This window comes from Pseudoalteromonas aliena (genome assembly GCF_038155085.1).
Classification (GTDB): Bacteria; Pseudomonadota; Gammaproteobacteria; order Enterobacterales; family Alteromonadaceae; genus Pseudoalteromonas; species Pseudoalteromonas aliena_A.
Window position 1 is genome coordinate 120,827 of record NZ_JBAKAU010000012.1, and the last position, 17,654, is coordinate 138,480.

17 protein-coding genes are annotated in these 17,654 nt (G+C 36.8%); 6 read left to right on the plus strand and 11 right to left on the minus strand.

Annotation, left to right across the window (positions count from 1 at the left end):
• Positions 1-293 precede the first annotated feature (293 nt).
• Both V6260_RS12865 and wecB read right to left on the minus strand, forming a co-directional pair.
• Positions 294-1,460, minus strand: a complete 1,167-nt coding sequence (locus V6260_RS12865) for a nucleotide sugar dehydrogenase (protein WP_341594562.1) — start codon at positions 1,458-1,460, stop codon at positions 294-296.
• A 15-nt stretch (positions 1,461-1,475) separates the two neighbouring features.
• Positions 1,476-2,591: a non-hydrolyzing UDP-N-acetylglucosamine 2-epimerase gene (gene wecB / locus V6260_RS12870; RefSeq protein WP_341594563.1), complete on the minus strand. Its 1,116-nt coding sequence runs from the start codon at positions 2,589-2,591 to the stop codon at positions 1,476-1,478.
• A 307-nt stretch (positions 2,592-2,898) separates the two neighbouring features.
• Between wecB and V6260_RS12875 the strand changes: the two genes are divergently transcribed.
• The 4 genes from V6260_RS12875 to pssE all read left to right on the plus strand — a co-directional run bounded on the left by V6260_RS12875 (position 2,899) and on the right by pssE (position 6,118).
• Positions 2,899-3,783, plus strand: coding sequence for a glycosyltransferase (locus V6260_RS12875; RefSeq protein WP_341594564.1), 885 nt, complete (start codon positions 2,899-2,901; stop codon positions 3,781-3,783).
• Positions 3,780-4,835, plus strand: a complete 1,056-nt coding sequence (locus V6260_RS12880; RefSeq protein ID WP_341594565.1) for a glycosyltransferase family 4 protein — start codon at positions 3,780-3,782, stop codon at positions 4,833-4,835. The genes V6260_RS12875 and V6260_RS12880 overlap by 4 nt, the downstream gene beginning before the upstream one ends.
• Positions 4,836-5,192: 357 nt before the next feature.
• Positions 5,193-5,675, plus strand: a complete 483-nt coding sequence (gene pssD / locus V6260_RS12885) for a PssD/Cps14F family polysaccharide biosynthesis glycosyltransferase (RefSeq protein ID WP_341594566.1) — start codon at positions 5,193-5,195, stop codon at positions 5,673-5,675.
• A complete protein-coding gene (gene pssE / locus V6260_RS12890; RefSeq protein WP_341594567.1) occupies positions 5,672-6,118 on the plus strand; it encodes a PssE/Cps14G family polysaccharide biosynthesis glycosyltransferase in 447 nt (148 codons plus the stop codon). The genes pssD and pssE overlap by 4 nt, the downstream gene beginning before the upstream one ends.
• Before the next feature lie 76 nt (positions 6,119-6,194).
• Here the strand turns inward: pssE and V6260_RS12895 are convergent, their stop codons facing one another.
• The 8 genes from V6260_RS12895 to V6260_RS12930 form a co-directional block, all read right to left on the minus strand.
• Positions 6,195-7,517, minus strand: a complete 1,323-nt coding sequence (locus V6260_RS12895; RefSeq protein ID WP_341594568.1) for a hypothetical protein — start codon at positions 7,515-7,517, stop codon at positions 6,195-6,197.
• Entirely contained in the window at positions 7,517-8,437 is a 921-nt protein-coding gene (locus tag V6260_RS12900) for a glycosyltransferase family A protein (protein WP_341594569.1), read from the minus strand. Before V6260_RS12900 ends, V6260_RS12895 begins: the two co-directional genes overlap by 1 nt.
• On the minus strand, positions 8,437-9,582 hold the full coding sequence (locus V6260_RS12905; protein WP_341594570.1) for a glycosyltransferase family 4 protein: 1,146 nt from the start codon (positions 9,580-9,582) through the stop codon (positions 8,437-8,439). Before V6260_RS12905 ends, V6260_RS12900 begins: the two co-directional genes overlap by 1 nt.
• A gap of 197 nt (positions 9,583-9,779) precedes the next feature.
• Positions 9,780-11,042, minus strand: a complete 1,263-nt coding sequence (locus V6260_RS12910) for an O-antigen ligase family protein (protein ID WP_341594571.1) — start codon at positions 11,040-11,042, stop codon at positions 9,780-9,782.
• The gene (locus V6260_RS12915) at positions 11,043-11,987 is read right to left on the minus strand and encodes a Wzz/FepE/Etk N-terminal domain-containing protein (protein WP_341594572.1); all 945 of its coding nucleotides are present in this window, start codon (positions 11,985-11,987) and stop codon (positions 11,043-11,045) included.
• Positions 11,988-12,103: 116 nt separating this feature from the next.
• On the minus strand, positions 12,104-12,490 hold the full coding sequence (locus tag V6260_RS12920) for a hypothetical protein (RefSeq protein WP_341594573.1): 387 nt from the start codon (positions 12,488-12,490) through the stop codon (positions 12,104-12,106).
• Positions 12,433-13,104 (minus strand): MraY family glycosyltransferase, encoded by a 672-nt coding sequence (locus V6260_RS12925; RefSeq protein ID WP_341594574.1) that lies wholly within the window; start codon positions 13,102-13,104, stop codon positions 12,433-12,435. Before V6260_RS12925 ends, V6260_RS12920 begins: the two co-directional genes overlap by 58 nt.
• Positions 13,105-13,847: 743 nt before the next feature.
• Complete coding sequence (locus V6260_RS12930; protein WP_341594575.1) at positions 13,848-14,996, minus strand: polysaccharide pyruvyl transferase family protein; 1,149 nt, start codon at positions 14,994-14,996, stop codon at positions 13,848-13,850.
• A gap of 123 nt (positions 14,997-15,119) precedes the next feature.
• On the opposite strand from V6260_RS12930, the gene V6260_RS12935 reads away from it, so the two are divergent.
• Together V6260_RS12935 and V6260_RS12940 are read left to right on the plus strand one after the other, a co-directional pair.
• Entirely contained in the window at positions 15,120-16,427 is a 1,308-nt protein-coding gene (locus V6260_RS12935) for a flippase (protein WP_341594576.1), read from the plus strand.
• A gap of 7 nt (positions 16,428-16,434) precedes the next feature.
• Positions 16,435-17,319, plus strand: a complete 885-nt coding sequence (locus V6260_RS12940) for a sulfotransferase family 2 domain-containing protein (RefSeq protein ID WP_341594577.1) — start codon at positions 16,435-16,437, stop codon at positions 17,317-17,319.
• Here V6260_RS12940 and V6260_RS12945 read toward each other — a convergent pair.
• Positions 17,289-17,654: hypothetical protein (locus tag V6260_RS12945; RefSeq protein WP_341594578.1), on the minus strand; the 366-nt coding region annotated here is incomplete at its 5' end. The genes V6260_RS12940 and V6260_RS12945 overlap by 31 nt on opposite strands.

Here is a 17,654-nt window from a genome sequence, read left to right on the forward strand (position 1 = left end):
GAGTTTCCTCCAAACAACCCTTAACCCATTAAAAGCGCGGCATAAAGCCCCGCCCACAACATATAACCCGTAGGCGGGAGTTTACCTCGCGCATCTCTTACGGAATTGCCCCCGCGCAATTCTTAACGCATTAAAAAAGCGCGGCATAAAGCCCCGCCTACAATAACACGCAGCCCGTAGGCGGGAGTTTACCTCGCGCATCGCTGTCGAGTTTACCTCGCGCAGCTCTGCCGAGTTTCCCCCGCGCAATCCTTAACGCATTAAAAAGCGCTGCACAAAGCCCCGCCTATAATTTAATCACTACCAAATAAATCGCGGGTGTAAACTTTATCTGCAATATCGCTTAACTCTTCAACCATACGGTTTGAAACAACAACATCTGAGATCTGTTTAAACTCATTTAAATCTTTAATTACACGAGAGTGATAAAACTCACTTTCTTTAAGCACTGGCTCAAAAACAACAACTTCAATGCCTTTAGCCTTTATGCGCTTCATAATGCCTTGAATAGCAGAAGCTCTAAAATTATCTGAGCCTGCTTTCATCACTAATCTATAAATACCTACCGTTTTTGGGTCACGTTTAATAATAGAGTCAGCAACAAAATCTTTGCGAGTAGTATTAGCATCAACAATAGCGCCAATAATATTATTAGGTACATTTGCGTAATTTGCGCGAAGCTGTTTCGTATCTTTTGGAAGGCAATACCCTCCATAGCCAAACGAAGGATTATTATAATGAGTACCAATACGCGGGTCTAAACCAACCCCCTGAATAATTTGCTTGCTGCTTAAACCATGAGCTTCTGCGTAACTATCTAACTCATTAAAATATGCAACTCGCATAGCCAAATAAGTATTTGAAAAAAGCTTAATCGCTTCAGCTTCAGTTGATTCAGTAAATAAAACGTCAATATCTTGCTTTATAGCACCTTGCTTCAATAGTTCAGCAAACACTCGGGCACGTCCGCTTTGTTCACCAACAACAATACGTGACGGGTATAAATTATCATATAAGGCATTCCCCTCGCGTAAAAACTCAGGAGAAAAAATAATATTATCCGTATTAAACTTCTCTTTAACCGATTGAGTATAGCCAACAGGTACGGTTGACTTAATAATCATAATTGCGCGTGGGTTTATCGCTAATACATCAGCTATAACAGCTTCAACCGAGCCTGTATTAAAATAATTTGTTTCTACATCATAATCAGTCGGTGTTGAAATAATGACATAATCGGCATTTACATAAGCAAGTTGTTTATCTGTCGTAGCTGTAAAGTTTAAATCTGTACGTTTTAAATAAAGCTCAATTTGCTCATCAATTATTGGAGACTGCTTATTATTTAAAAGCGCTATTTTCTGCTCATCAATATCAAGCGCAACCACTTCATTATTTTGAGATAAAAGCATAGCGTTTGAAAGGCCTACATACCCTGTACCTGCTACAGCTATTTTCATGTTTATTCCCTTAGGCTATTTATTCAGTAAGCTATTAATAATACGCATGCTCGATAAGCCATCACCGTATGGATTATGTGCCACACTCATTTCTTTATAAAGCGATGGGTTTTCAATAAGCTCACTGACTGTATCAACTATCTTATTTATATCAGTTCCCACTAACTTTACTGTACCAGCAGCAACAGCTTCCGGTCTCTCAGTTGTATCACGCATAACCAATACAGGTTTACCTAAACTAGGCGCTTCTTCTTGTACACCGCCTGAATCAGTCAAAATTAAGTACGACTTATCCATTAAAAATACAAAAGGTAAGTAATCTTGAGGGTCGATTAACTTAACGTTATCTTTGTCGGCTAAAAGTCGGTTAACAGGCTCTTGTACATTTGGATTTAAATGCACAGGGTAGACAAAATTAAACTGCGGGTACTTAGTTGCAAGTTGAGAAATAGATTCACATATACGCTCAAACCCACCACCAAAGCTTTCACGGCGATGTCCGGTGACTAAAATATATGGTTTATCTAATATGTGAGTAAATTTTGTATTCATTTGCTGCTGAACACTTTCTTTAGAAAGTACTTCCTGCTTCACTTTTAATAATGCATCGATCACGGTATTTCCCGTAACAACGATTGCAGAATCAGCAACATGTTCACGTAGTAAATTATCAGCAGAGGCTTGCGTAGGGGCAAAATGTTTTTTTGTTAACACCCCTGTTAAAGTACGATTTGCCTCTTCTGGCCACGGGCTATATAAATTACCTGTTCGCAAACCAGCTTCAACATGGCCTATATTAATTTGCTTATAAAATGCAGCCATAGAAGTAGCAAAAGTGGTTGTTGTATCACCGTGCACTAATACCCAATCAGGTTTAAAGTCATCTAACACATCACGTAAACCAAGTAGTATTTTACTGGTAATATCGTATAGGTCTTGGCCCGCTTTCATTATATTTAAATCATAATCGGGAGTAATTTCAAAAAGTTCGAGTACCTGATCTAACATTTCCCTGTGCTGTGCAGTAACACAAACCTTAGATTCAATCGCAGGTTCTTGTGTTAAAGCTAATACCAATGGCGCCATTTTAATTGCTTCAGGGCGAGTACCAAATACGGTTAAAACTTTCATTTATTTTCCTAAAAACATCAATATATTGATTACCTTAAAGTAATAGCGTTGATTGCTCACCATAAGTGCACGTTCTTTAAAAAGTGCTTTTTTATAAAATTTAACCTTACTTAATTAAATAAATAACGCAGGTTAAGTAGTACCTTACGATAGCCTCAAATAGCTACTAGATATAAGCTTTTGCGCATTCTACTATGAAGTTATATAATTTAAAACGGCCCTGAAACATTAATGACAAACTTTGCTTTTTAGATGCCGCCTAAGGTAAAGTGTCGCAAAGTTTTAGGATAAAGTGTCGTATAGAATAATGAATAAAAGCGGATCATTACCCAAGTCCCCTCTGGTCACAATTTACTTACCAACAAAAAATCGCTTAAAGTTATTAAAACGCGCTATTCGCTCTGTGTTAAATCAAACGTACACCAACCTTGAACTAATAGTAATAAATGATGGCTCAACAGATACAACCCAGCAATGGCTCGAAGAGCTAAGCGCCAATGAACCTAGGCTAATCGTATTAACAGAACTAAAAAGTATCGGCGCATGTGCAGCTCGTAATAAGGCTATAAATAAAGCAAGCGGACAATTTATAACTGGCCTAGACGATGATGATGAATTTTTACCCGATCGCATAAAAACCTTCTTAGAAAACTATGACTCTAGATACGCTTTCTTATCGCACGGCGTTCTTTGGTATTATGGGCGAGTCGGGAAAGTGATTGATGCTCAAGAGCAAGAACTCTCTTTAGACGATATGTTAAGTTATAATTATGCTACAAATCAGGTGTTCACTGAAACATATAAACTTAAAGCGATTCAAGGCTTTGATACCACATTTAAAGCCTGCCAAGACTACGACACTTGGGTAAGACTAATTTTAGAGTTTGGGACGGCCAAAAAGCTACAGGGCTACTCATATATTCAGCATCAGGGTCATGAAGAAGAACGAATTAGTACAATTACAAATAAATTACTTGGGTATTCTCAATTTAATAAAAAGCACAACCAGTTAATGAACAAAAAAAATAAAATAAACCAAGGCTTTATGTCTATATCCGCAAGTAAAAAAAGATACCCTTTATATCTGTATTTAAAGCACTTACAAGGCGGTTTTTTTATAAGAAAAACACGCTACTTACTTTCCAGTAACTTACCTCTATTAGCAAGCTTACGCAGCAAGGCTTTAAAATGAGTGAGGCATTAATTTATATTATTGGTACTCATTCAACCGAAACCAAAGGCGGAATTAGCAGCGTATTAAAAGCATTCGAAGAGGGCTTTCATAATTTAAATCAGTCTTTTAAAAGAATTAACACGCATAACGATCAAAAAAATAGACTAATCTATTTTTTCATCGCTTGGGTAAAACTAGTTTATCACTCACTCAAACACTCAAAATCAAGAAGAGTTTATTGGCTGCATTGTGGCCCTTGGTTTTCTATGCTTAGAAAATTTATTATCGCCATTTCAGCCAAAATATTGGGAGGGGAAGTTGTTATTCATTTTCATTCCCCTACTTTATCTAAGTATACACAAAGTAAGTGGGGACTATTTTTAGTTAAATGTTTTCTTATTCCTGCAAACAAAATCGTTGTAGTCACTCCTTGGTGGAAAAAACTATTAATAGAAAAAGGAATCAAAAAAGAAATTTTAGTAGTAGCCAACCCACTATCTCACAAATTATTTAATTTTGCTGAGCAAAACATTGATGACAAAAAGCCTATTGGCGACATAGTTAATCTAGTATCAATGGCAAGACTCATTGACGGTAAAGGCACAGAACTAATAATAAAAACGATAGCTCAATTGCCCAAAGTACATCTAAAAATAATTGGTGACGGCCCTTTAAAAAACAAGCTAAAACAACTATCTGAAAGTTTTAATGTGCAATCAAGAGTTGATTTTTTAGGATGGCTTAACGAAGAAGAAAAAAGTAACGCACTAATGAACAGTGATATATTTTGCCTACCATCAATTTATGATTCATTTGGTGTGGTTTTTATAGAGGCAATGAGTTTAAACCTACCTATCGTTGCGTTTAACAACGGCCCTGTTGCAGATATAGTAAAACCTCATGTAGGTATCGTGATTGAAAAATACGACGTAGCGCATTTAAAACAAGGCATTGAAAAAATAGTGAGAGAATCGGGTAACTACCGCTTAAATGGTAAACCCGAAGTAGTAAATAACTACAATCCAACCACATTAACAAAGCAAGTTATTAGCTATTTAATAAAGCAATAAAATGCGCACTAGGGCCTGTTTATCTTTCGAGGTTAAATTTGAAGCAGTATGTTTGGTATTTAGGCAAGGCAGAGCCTATGTAGTGTGGTTATTCCCCATAAATAGGCGATAACGTAGCACAAATGCTAAACATACGCTGCCCGAAGGGTTCTGCCTAGGGGAAATTTACTCTTTGTTGCTCGGTTTTTACTTAGCCCACTAGGTCACAAACCTCGCGCCGCGATTAAATAGCCCCTAGATTGAACAAATTTTAATCCTGAAAGGTCAACAGGCCCTAATGGATATCACTTTATCGGTAGCCAGCTAAAATACTCTCAATTATAATACACCAATCATTTCAACGCTTCTGGAGCCCTTTTGAAAGACAAACCTATTACTTTAATAATTTACGGCAGTGGCGGACACAAAGAACAAATGAAGAGGCTTGTAGCAATGATGCAGTCTCATGCTGACTTTGATTTTGTATCAATATCGGATACGGATGATCATTTCAATTCGCTTAAACATTTTCGCTGTCCTGAGCCACGAGGTAAATTTAGTATTTGGAAAGCCCCTTTTCAATTGGCCAATAATGCAATCACCACTGCAATGCAGTGTTTAAGTATATTAAAAAACTATCAAGTTAAAGGCTTAGTATCAACAGGTCCTGGCATGGTTGTGTTGCCCGCTATAATATTTAAATTACTTGGTAAAAAAGTTATCTTTTTAGAATCTTGGTCTCGCTTTTACACCCCTTCATTAACTGGAAAAATTATGTATCGAATTGCAGATACCTTCTACATTCAAAATGAAACACTACAAAGCACTTACCCTAAAGCGATTTTTTCAGGAAGATTATGAACATTTTTGTCACTGTTGGCAGCACTCGCTACGACTCGCTATTTTACGCTGTTGAAAAAGCCTTAAACGATAACCACAACGCCACCTTTCAAATTGCAGATGGCGAGTACAGCCACGCCAAAATCACCACAATACGCTTCGTTAAAAACATAAACGAATATTATCAAACTGCCGACGTTATTATTACCCACGCAGGTGCCGGTAGTGTGTATAACCTTTTAGAAATGGGTAAAAAAATAATAGTGGTTCAAAACACAGAAAGAGTTGATGCACACCAACAAGATCTTGTTAAATTTGTAGAAGAAAAAAATTATGGTTTAGGCTGTTATGATGTTTCGCAGATTGCTGAAAAAATAAATCAAATAGAGGGTTTTCAACCAGTCCCTTATATAAAGAAAGAATTTAGTAAAACTAAAGAAATATGTGAAAGCTTGCAATTATAGCAACTGCATTAAATCAGTGGTTTATTTACAGCGCCATTTAAAATAATAAAATTGAAATACCTTAACAGTGGCGCTCTCACACGACCTTTTTCGCTAATATATTCCTCTCCATTAGCGTCCAGTACCAATTATTAAATAACGTCTGCACACATAACGACACAATCACAGGCGTTAATAAAGATAAATAGCCCAACTCCAACACAGCAATTATTACAAGCAGCGAAACACCGCCTGAAAAAACAATCGCCTTATAAAATGGAATATGGTTTGTAGCAGCAATTAAGTTCATTGAGAGCTGCCTGTTTACATCTAAAAAAACCATCAAGCTAAAAAACACCAGCACATATACACTTGGCAAGCTGGTTTTAGAATCTATTAATTTAAGCAATTCAGGAACAATAACAAGCACCGACACACATCCCAACAAGCAGGTAATTAAACACACTAACCTTACTTTAAACTGTAATTTTTTTACCAAAGAAAAATCGGTATTTTGAATTGCTCGGTTTAATAAAGGGGTTACAACGGTCATGTATAACAAACTAACCGAAGACAGTATTGTAAAGAGGTTAAGGGCAAGCGAGTAACTCGCAGATTCAGAGGCTGTAAAATAGTATGCAACAATCAAAATAGAAAGCTTTGTCAGCATAAAATTACCCAGCGAAACAACCCCAATACGCCCTGCATTAGGTAATAACACATCTAAAGTCGCCTTAGTATCTTGCCAACATGTTTTAACGTAACCGTGTAGCATTTTAAGCTTGTTAATTTCGTATTTAGCGCTTAGGTAGTAAGTAACAGCAGAAAGCAGTCTAGCAATGGCTACAGCCATTAAGGTGAAATCATAAAGAATCAATGTAATAGCAAAAGCAAAAAATGTTAAATTGCTAAAGCTCGTTACCTTATAAATACTCGCTACATTATTAGTGCCAAAAAACAAAGCATTATAAAGTAAGCAAAAAATATTTATAATTATTGCCAAGCTATAAAGTAGCCACTCTAAAGAAATATCTAAACCCGATTGAGCAGCAATAGGGTTTAAAAAAAAGAAATAAGCAGCACCGAGTATCGCAACAGTAATAATAGCAATAAAGAAAAATACAAATTTGGCACTATTTATTATTTTAGAAAAAAGTAAGTAGTTAATGCTATTTTTATCAACCTGCTCACATACACCTATTTTATTAAGGCTTTGCGCCCCACATAAAACGTAATTAATTTGTCTCGAAAACGTACTACTTAAACCAAAATCAAATACAACAATTAAGGCATAAAAAGCAACAAAAACCATCCAAAGCGAAAACTCAGCCTCAGTAAAAGCCACCAAAGCAAAAGGCATAATAATCAGGCTACTGGCAATGCTAGAAAACCGTGAAAAATATCCCCAAAATAACGCCATTACTTTTTAATCTTATCTAAAACAGCCAAAGCAGAGCCAATAAAACAGCCCGCAAACCAACTTAACTTAAAAAACTTAGCAACGTTAAAATACGCTTTATAAGCTGCAAAAAAACCACTACGATGAATCAAATATCGCATGTAATTACCATAAAACTTTAGCTTATTAAGCCCAGCTGGCAGTTTAATTAAATCATAATTATTTAATACAACCTCAAACCTTAAAACCATACCTTTAGGGTTATTCATAGCCAGTGCTGCATAGGTATTAGTTAAGCCATCTGCTTGGTACTCAATTTCTTTAAACGCCAAATTAGTGCAGTAATATTTATAATCTGCATCAAATAAAACGGTAATAACCGCCTCAGGCATAAATTTTTCATCAGCGTAAACAGGAAAGAGCTTATCTTGAAGTAAAGACGTTCTGATAAAATCGCAGCGGTCCCCCTTCATATTATGCTTGTAAGCATTTTCTAGTAATGTAGATTCCATGGGATCATTTACAAAGCACTGAGCGCTTGGTTTTTGGGTGGCCATATCTAAACATAGGCCAATAATACCGGCAATATCATTACGCAGAGCCAGTGGCTGCCAAATACCTTTAACTTGCTTTAATGCGCCTTCAACCAGCTTATCGTCCGAATCTAAAATAAGCGTTAACTCACCTCGTGCTTGTGCAAAAAACACATTCATGCACGAATGCTTGCCTTCATTGGTTTTTTTTATATATTTTATATCAAGTTTATCTTCAGCTTTAACCATTGAAATAAAAGCAGCAATATCATCAGAGCTGCCATCATCAACAATGAGCCACTCAAATGATACATTTTCATCAATATTTAGCAGCAAGCTTGAATATAAGCGAGGTAATAAATGGGCTCGATTAAATACAGGCGTACAAATAGAGAAATCCACACCCATTACTTTGCTTCCAACTTAGCGCAAAGCTCTTGCGTTGAGGTTTTAACTATATCTATTTCAACCATAGATTTATGTGCATTAATTGCGATCTTTTCAAATAGGCTTCTATTTTCAACCAGCTCACTTACCAACGCACTATACTCATCCATATCATAAGGCTTAGCCATTAAACCGGTTTCGTTATGCTCAATAAACTCAGGAATAGCACACGTAGAAAAAGACACAGTAGGTAAGCCAGAAGACATCGCCTCACACATAGAAACACCTTGCGCATCCATACGTGTAACACCTAAATAAATACCCGCCTTTTGATGCACTTTAGGGATTTCAACAGGCTGTAAAAAACGAGAATTCAAAGTAAAGCGATCTGTAATATTTAAGCTCTGTGCCACATTTTTTATTTTTTCTTCGTCAGGGCCCATACCATATAAGTCAGTATGAATATTCGTAGGCATTCTTTTTGCGGTTTCAAGCACTAAGTCAACCGCATACTTACCACGATAAGTTAGTGGCCTAATGCTCAATAACTTATCTCTATCTGCCCAACGATCAGTAAAACTAAAGTTAGTAGTATCTATACCATTGGCAATAACCAGTGACTTTTTGCTTAAATCAACACCGGTATTTTTTATCGCCTCTTCAAGCATCCATTTAGATGGGGTAACAAATTTAACCGGAATATCTGACTCAACAAATTCAGTTAATGTATTAATCATTCGTTTTATTAAGTAATAATCGCGATACAACCAACGAGCAATACTTTTAGGCGAATGCCAAGAAATATCATCGCGTCTATCACTCCAAATAGTTTGGGCTTCAACACCATGAATAAAAAATAAGGTAGGGAGCTTATTATCTAACACAAAGCGGTAAAGTACTCCCGCATCTGTTGTTTTGCTAAAGCGATGTAATAGTAAATGTATCATTACACGATCGGCGTCTAACAAAAACTTAACCAGCTCATTAACGGGGCCTAAAATAACAACCACGCCATCAATCGTATACGACTGCGAACTCTCACTTGGCACTAATACAGTAACACTATGCCCTTGAGCAATATATTGCTTTGAGCGAGTATGTACAAACATGTGACTATAAGGGCTGCTTTGTGAAGGGTAGCGCCCAGTGAGAACAACTAAATTCATATTATAAATCCTAATATTTTTAAGTATGGTGCATTAACTTAATAAACATGTTCTTATTACGACAAGCCTGCTGTATTTATTAAACAGACAATACTTAAAAAATAGCGGCCCCATTTATATACTATTGTTATACAAATTATATAAAACAAAGCCAAAGAACATAAAACGTATTATACCATAAATGGCAACAAGGCCACCTAGTAACCTTTCTCTTTGATATTCAAAGCGCCAAGCATAACCCCAAGTAATATACCGGCAGTTCCAGAGTTCCAGATATGCCCGCTTAATTGTGAAAGAGCTAAAAGAGTAAAACTGGCTAAAAGAACAAAAGGAGACAAAAAGTTTATATTTTTAACAGTTTGGCTGTGCGCTTTGGTAAAAGTATAAAAATAAAAACTAAAAACAGCTAAAAAGGTAAATAATCCATATAAATTAAATACATCAACGCCATCCACCTCTGATGCAGCAGAACCTTCTGTACGCTTTAACGACAGCGCTTCGCCTTGGCCAAACAATTGCTCAAACAATGTACTGTGATGAAAAACAAGATCAAGGTTTTGTGAAACCATAACATCACGGCCAGATAGGATAATCCCGAAAATACCCGCTTTTTTATATAAAAATACCATCCTGTCGTATAGACCTAAAGACTGCAGCATTTCTACGGCCAAAATTACGGCTATAATAATTAGAGTAATTATAGGAACAAATATCTTAACCTTTAATAGTGTAATTGAATAAAGCTTGTGGCGTTCATTAACAATAGGCACTAAAAAAACGATTAATATAGACGCCAAAATAGTGGTTTTAGTCGATACACTCACACCACAAAAAACAGTAAATAAAGAAAGCAATAAGTACCATATTTTACTCTTATGATTCCAGCACATATGCAACATGTACGTAAATGCGACTACAAAAGCCCCACCCAACTCATTACCTGCCATTATCATACCTGTGGAACCTGCGGTCTCGCCTTTACCAAAATCATACGTGCTTTTACCAAAGCCCAAAGCGCCAATAATGAAATTGATACTTAAAATAATAAACCCGTATTTTAATATTTTATGAGTGCTTGCCAATGCAAATTCTGGAGAGCTTTTATACCATTCACGATACAAAACAAATACGCAAACAGGCGTTAAAATCTTTATTGCGGTAGAAAAGTCATTAATAAAAAAATCTAATCGGGCGTGTCCATAAAATTGATAAAGAGGCCCAATAAAAATAAGCAGAATGAAGATCAGTAAAACATTAAACTTAAGCATATTTTGTTGGGCAACTAAGCCCAAAATCAGCATAAGCAAAGGTACTTTATAAACAAAAGAGGCCTTAATATCGACCCCTAAATATATAATCGAAAAACCAGAGAGCATGTCGGTTAGTAAGTATAACGACATCAAAGCAACGGCTAATTGGGGCCAAAAATTGCGGTAGCTCCCTATTGTAAGATCTCTCATTTAGTTGCCGTGTAGCTCTTCTTGTTTTTTGGTAATTCCTAACAGTAACGAAACTACACAAGCAAAAAAGCCACTAAAAACAAACCCTACAATACAAAGTAAAGCTCTACTTGGTGCCGATTTTTCTTCAGGGACAACCACTTTAGCAACAGTTTCAAACATAGTTTCATCGGTTGCTTGTGCTAGTAAACTTGATTTAGTTTTTTCTGCAATCAAATTATAAAAAATTTCTTTTAGCTCACTTAATTGCGTGCTTTGTGCTTTATTAGAAAGCACTTCAATGTACCTTTCACTTTCGTCAATGGTTCTTTGCTGCCAAAAATAGTTAATATCTTTTACTAATAACTCTAACCACTGCGCAGCTAAATAAGGCGAATAGTAAGTAAGCGATATGCTCACAATGCCTTTTTTAGATTCATACTCAACCGAAATATTCTTTTTCAGAGTGTCATACGCTTCCCAAGGAGTCGGCTCTACTTGTTTGCCTGGGGGCGGTTCTCTTACCCACACGTCGTTTTGCGCATCATATAAATCAGAGTCGTAAACTAACTCGTTAGTTTGCTCGTCCCACTTTTGGGCAGCAATTAACGGCGCCGTTAAATCATGGCGCGCAATAAACGCTTGTAAAAAAGCGCGAGAAGTAAGCAACTCAATAGCCACCTCAGTTTTGCTTTCACCGCCTCCGCCAATGTTTACACCAGCTAAACTTGCAATACCGCCAAACTGCCCAGCCAGTTTTGACAAACCACCTGCTGAATCATCACTTTTAGGCATGTATATACCCTTAGCCTCATACTCGTTTGGCTTATATATAGCGTACACTACCGTTGCTAAAGAGCAGACAAACGTAAACCCTATAATAAATAATTTATAGCTCCAGAGAATCTCGATTAGATGAGATAACTTTATATCATCTGACTTTTGAGTTTGATTTTGATTAGTCAAATTTATATCCATTTCATTTAGTTTTTAAGGTTTGGGATTTTTGCACAACATAGTGTATCGAACTGCGGTAAAGTAAAATAACACATTAAACTATTAAGCAATTGAAAAATAACACATTACTTTATATTTAAAAAGCGCCTAATTCTGACACTTATTCTCCATATTCTTAGCATAAAAAAGTAATACAGCACGGTAAGAAGTATAAAGGCGTAAAACATAATATATTCAGGTACATTAAAAACATCACCCAATACACCAACAACTGCAAATAAAGCCGAAATAAAACAAATTACAACCAAAGCCTGGCGACTAGAAAAGCCCAAGCGTAAAAGAATATGATGGAGGTGTTCACGGTCTGGTTTAAAAGGCGACTGCCCTTTTTTTACACGCCTCAAAATAGTAGAAATAGCATCTATAATAGGCACCGCGGCCAACCAAAGAGCCGTTACAGGGCTAAATGCACGTTCTGCCGACTGAGAGCCTTCAAGTAATAACCACACCACAGTAAAACCAATAACGGTACTGCCCGCATCACCCATAAAATTTTAAAACGCTGCCCTAAAGGAATGCCTAGATTCATCAAAATATAAGGAATAGTGGCAACAACTATCGCAGCACAAAAGGCCATTAACTCGCTTTGCCCATTAAAATAAAATAAAACACCTAACGAGCTAAACGTAATAGTTGCTAAAGCGCCCAGCAACCCATCAATACCATCGACCATATTAAAGGCATTAATAGCCCCTACCACACAAACAACAGTCATAAAGTAGCCTAAATATGACAAATCAATACTAGCACCACCAAATATAGCGCCAACATCATTAAGAATTAAGCCACCAAAAATCATCATCAACGCAGATATAACAACTTGTAAAATTAAACGAAATCTAAAACTAATATCATATAAATCGTCTAAAACCCCAACAAACAAAAGTACGCTGGCACAACTTAAATAGAGCATTGCAGAGGATATAGTATGTGGAAAAATAAATAGGTAGGAAAATACAACAATAAATACAGCTAACCCGCCAACAAGTGGAATAGACCCACTATGATGCTTACGAGCATTAGGTTGATCAACTAAGTTAATTAAAATAGCAAATTTTCGAAACACGAAAAGGCTCATAAATGAGCTAAAAAATAACGCAAAAGTTGTCAGAATCACAAAAAATCAACCTTAAACAATGTCCAACTCCTGAATTATCCCTAAAACGTCACTGTAAATGGTTACAAAATTAGGTAATATTAATTAAACTAAATCGATGTAAAAATTATCTATAATACCGTGTTATAACAATCTGCTTATATATGGGGTCTATCTAACGTTAACAAAATCACGCTAAAACTAGGCAAAATTTTTTGTATCTAGTTGTTCTAAATAAAAATTTTAACGGCGTTATAATACAATTTAATTCGTTTAATTGCCCAAAGAGTCATGCAAGTTGGTATTAATGTTTCTATTTTTAAACCACCGAGAAAACCCTTTTAAACACGCAAAAATAAGCGACGCAATCATATAAGAATCGCCCCTAGTATACAAGATTACATAAAGTTAAACTGTAAAACTTCGTAACTCAACGACAACTTAACAAAGCAACATTCGCGCTTAATCAACAAAACCAAACACAAAGGTGTAATTTAACCTAAACCCCAATCTTAAGCACAGTGTAGGCTAATTTAAAGCCGCATTATGAGCACCAAAAACATGTAATAGAATTTTTAGCTTAACCACCAACGATTAAGGCACACTGAACAACGCAATAGCTTACGTTTTAAACCATTTTAACCATATAGCAAGTGAACATAAACGCCACTCAATAAGCGCATTGTTACTACATTACAAAATAAAAATAGCCCTTACTGTATTTCTTTAACCACCTTTTGCCACATTTCATTACTTTGCTGCTTATACACCACGGCATGTTTTTCAAGCTCACGCTTTTTATCTGCCAAATGCGCTAAACAGCTCTCTAGAGTTTGCTCAAGTTCATTACCAGACACGCCACTTGAAAGGAGTAAATCGGCAGAGTCATATTCTGCAAACAGCTCCTGGTACTTATGACTCCAGCCAGTTGCAATACACGGAATAGCCTGAGAAAGCGCGCTAACACAACCATGAAAACGTGAACTAATAACCAACTTGCCACGCGCAATTAAAGCCTTAACCCTTAGTGCATCTTCAGGTTCGACTATTTCAACGGCAGCTGTTAAACAACTTGAAATTTCAGCGCATAATGACGCATCATCCGCACCACTGTGATTAAGAATTAAAACCTTTTCACCTAAAGCGAGTGCTTTATTAGCAAGTAACGCCAAAGTTAATACATAATTATCACGCCACCATTGGTCTTTATTTTTTTTACTAAGCATTTTTGAGTTAGGCACAATAATAATATAATTATCAAAGCGCTTATACTCATCATAAAAAGTAGGCTCAAGTAAGTTTGTAAAATCAGGAGATTGATGAACATGCGAGGTGTTATCAAGTAATGCAACCACATGCGTATATGACGGTGTTTCGCGGGCAAACACTAAATTTGCATTAGCAAATACCTTTTGCGCATATTTTTTATTATTAGCGCGCGTAAAAGGCCCAAGCGACTGCGGCATAAAAATATACTTTTTATTTTCTTTTTTTAACCTAACAACCTCATTCGCCACTTGCTGTAAAATAACATCAGACCATTGGTCGCCATAGCTAAAGCCAGAAGCATCTAAAACCACATCAACATCGGCCTCGGTAACAATACCAAAGCGATTTTTAAAATAGTGACGAACCTTTAACGGAAAAAAATAAAAAAGCTTATTAAAATCAAAAACGTTTTTTCGTAGGTTAATTTTTTGAAATGCCCCAATCAACGCTCTTTTACGATACGGGGAATACGCATTATGAGCCAAACAAATATCAGCACCGGGAAAGTGAATATTAACCTGCTGTAAAATTGCATACAGCATTAATTCAGCGCCCTTATTAACAAACTGAACGCCTTTTATTTCAATTAACATAACTTTTTATCCCGCTAAAAAACAACTGCGAAGCATATACAGCTGCAAACATCCTTTCAACCTTTTACAGTCATTTTTTATGCGTTATAGTAACGCGTTTTCTATTTTACTCTATGAGCAGCCATGTCTACCTCTTCAGGTATAAAAAATAGCGTATTACTAATTGCAGAAAAGTGCATTTTATTATGTTTAAGCTTTTTAAACAGTGTACTTTTGGCGCGCATAGCAGGCCCAGACATTTTTGGCCAATACGCATATATCCTCTCCATGGCAGGCCTATTTTTACCCTTAAGCATTATGGGGCTTAACAACATAGTCACCAAGTATGTCGTTAAAAATCCTCATAACGCCCATTATTATCTTAAAAGTGCGCTTATTGTTCGCCTATGCGGAGCCCTAACCGCTATCGCTTTAGGCTTGTTACTGGTACTTATATTAAATACCAAAAATAACGTCAATATACTCCTATTAATAGTATTACAAAGCTTTAGCGCATTTTACGTTATTGAGTTTTTCTTTTTAGCCAAACAGCAAGTACATATATTATTAAAAATCCGCCTGCTTATATTTTTAGTGCTTAACGGCTTAAAATGTACTGTTATTTTAAATGGCTCATCACTTAGCTTATTAGTTATATTACAAGGGCTTGAATACGTTTTTATTGGCACAAGCTATATACTTATATACGCAAAAGCAAAGCACTACCTACATATAAAGCGCAACACATCTATGCGCAGCTACAGCGCACTTGCCCAAAAAGGCAAATGGCTATTGTTCTCGGGTGTAGCAGCAACAATCTATTTAAAAATAGATCAAATAATGCTCGCAAACTTAGTCGACACACATGCAGTAGCTTACTACGCAGCCGCAGCTAAATTATCTGAAGTGTGGTACGTGTTTCCGGTATTAATTGCCAATGCCTTTACCGCACAACTAAGCCAATTAAAATTTAATAACGATTTTAAATACCACACATTATTACAACAGCTAATTGCAGCACTTACCCTAAGTGCGTTAATTCTTAGCATTACCACCTACTTTATAGCACCCACTTTAATAGCACTCATATACGGCAGCGAATACAGCTCAAGTGCAACAATTCTCAGCATACATATATTTGCAAGTATCTTTATTTTTCAGCGAGCAATTCTCTCTAAATGGCTAATTATAGAAAACCTATATAAATACAGCCTTGTTTCGAGCCTGTTTGGCGCAGTAACAAACATAGCCTTAAACGCCATTTTAATTCCTCAGTACGCAGGTGTCGGAGCAGCCTGGGCTACGGTAATTTCGTATATGGTAGCAAGTTACGGGTTTTTGTTTTTCCAAACAAAAACCAGAGCTTACGCCCTAATATTACACCAAGCTATGGTAAACTCACCGGCACTATTTAAATCATTAGTACTGCAAATACGCTTTTTTAAAAAATGACACCACAATGAAAAAAAACATAAAACACCTAATTAACAGCTTAGGCTACGACATAAAGCTACACCGCATAGGCAAAGCCTTACAAAGCCAACCTAAATTTGTATTTGTTCATGTACCTAAATCTGGCGGGATCTCGATTGATCTTGCAATGCGCGAACAGTTTGCCAAAGCAGGGCAACCGCGCTTTAGCCGCGAAGGCGCAATACAAATGAGCTTAGCAACATTTGAGCAAGCTATATCAGGCTTAGATAGTATTGCGCAATTTAGTGATCATCACGCAAAACAACTCAATGGTTTACTCGCCTACCACCTAGCGCAAAACTGGCAATATATCAGCGGCCACGTATGTACAAACCAATATATTCTTAAAAACTATAGCCAACAACATAACTTTATAACCGTGTTAAGAGAGCCTGTATCAAGATTTGTTTCAAACTATATATATAACAAACTAACCAACTCGCTACCTATAATGGCACCAAACAACCTAAGCTGTGATAACTTAATTGAAGAAGTTGACCGTATTTTAGAACATCAACGAGGCTGGCAAATGGCCAACGTAACAAGTATGTGTATTACAGGGAGATTTGCAAAAAATGAAAGCGACGCAGAGCTTATACAAAATGAATTTTCTAAAAATTTAGAAAGCTACAAAGTCGTCGGTTTTTTAGATAATTTAGACGACTTTACCCAGCAAATAAAAACCCTAACCAACAAACAAATAAACATAGGTAGTCACAACACCACCAACAGCTTTTTAAACGAGCAAAAACAGCACGTAAAAAGCACCCTGCAAAATTATTTTAACGAACCCGCAGTAAACACAAAATTAAAACACTTATGCCGGTTCGACATACAAAACTACCAACGCGCAAAAGAAAAATACTCATAAGCTATTTTTGCGCCAGCAAGCTCAGCGCCTACGCCCCTACGATAACAATTAACTCCGCACCAACCCGTAGGCGTGAGGCTTGCCCACGCGAATCGTGAAGCTTGCCCGCGCGAATCGTGAAGCACCCGCGCAAATCGTGAGACCACCCGCGCAAATCGTGAGGCAACCCGCGAAAATTGCGTTTTTTTTGCGCCAGCCATTTTGCGCCAGCCATTTTGCGCCAGCCATTTCGCGCCAGCAAGCTCAGCGCCTACGTACATACGACAACAATTAACTCCATACCAGCCCGTAGGCGTGAGGCTTGCCCACGCGAATCGTGAGGCAACCCACGCGAA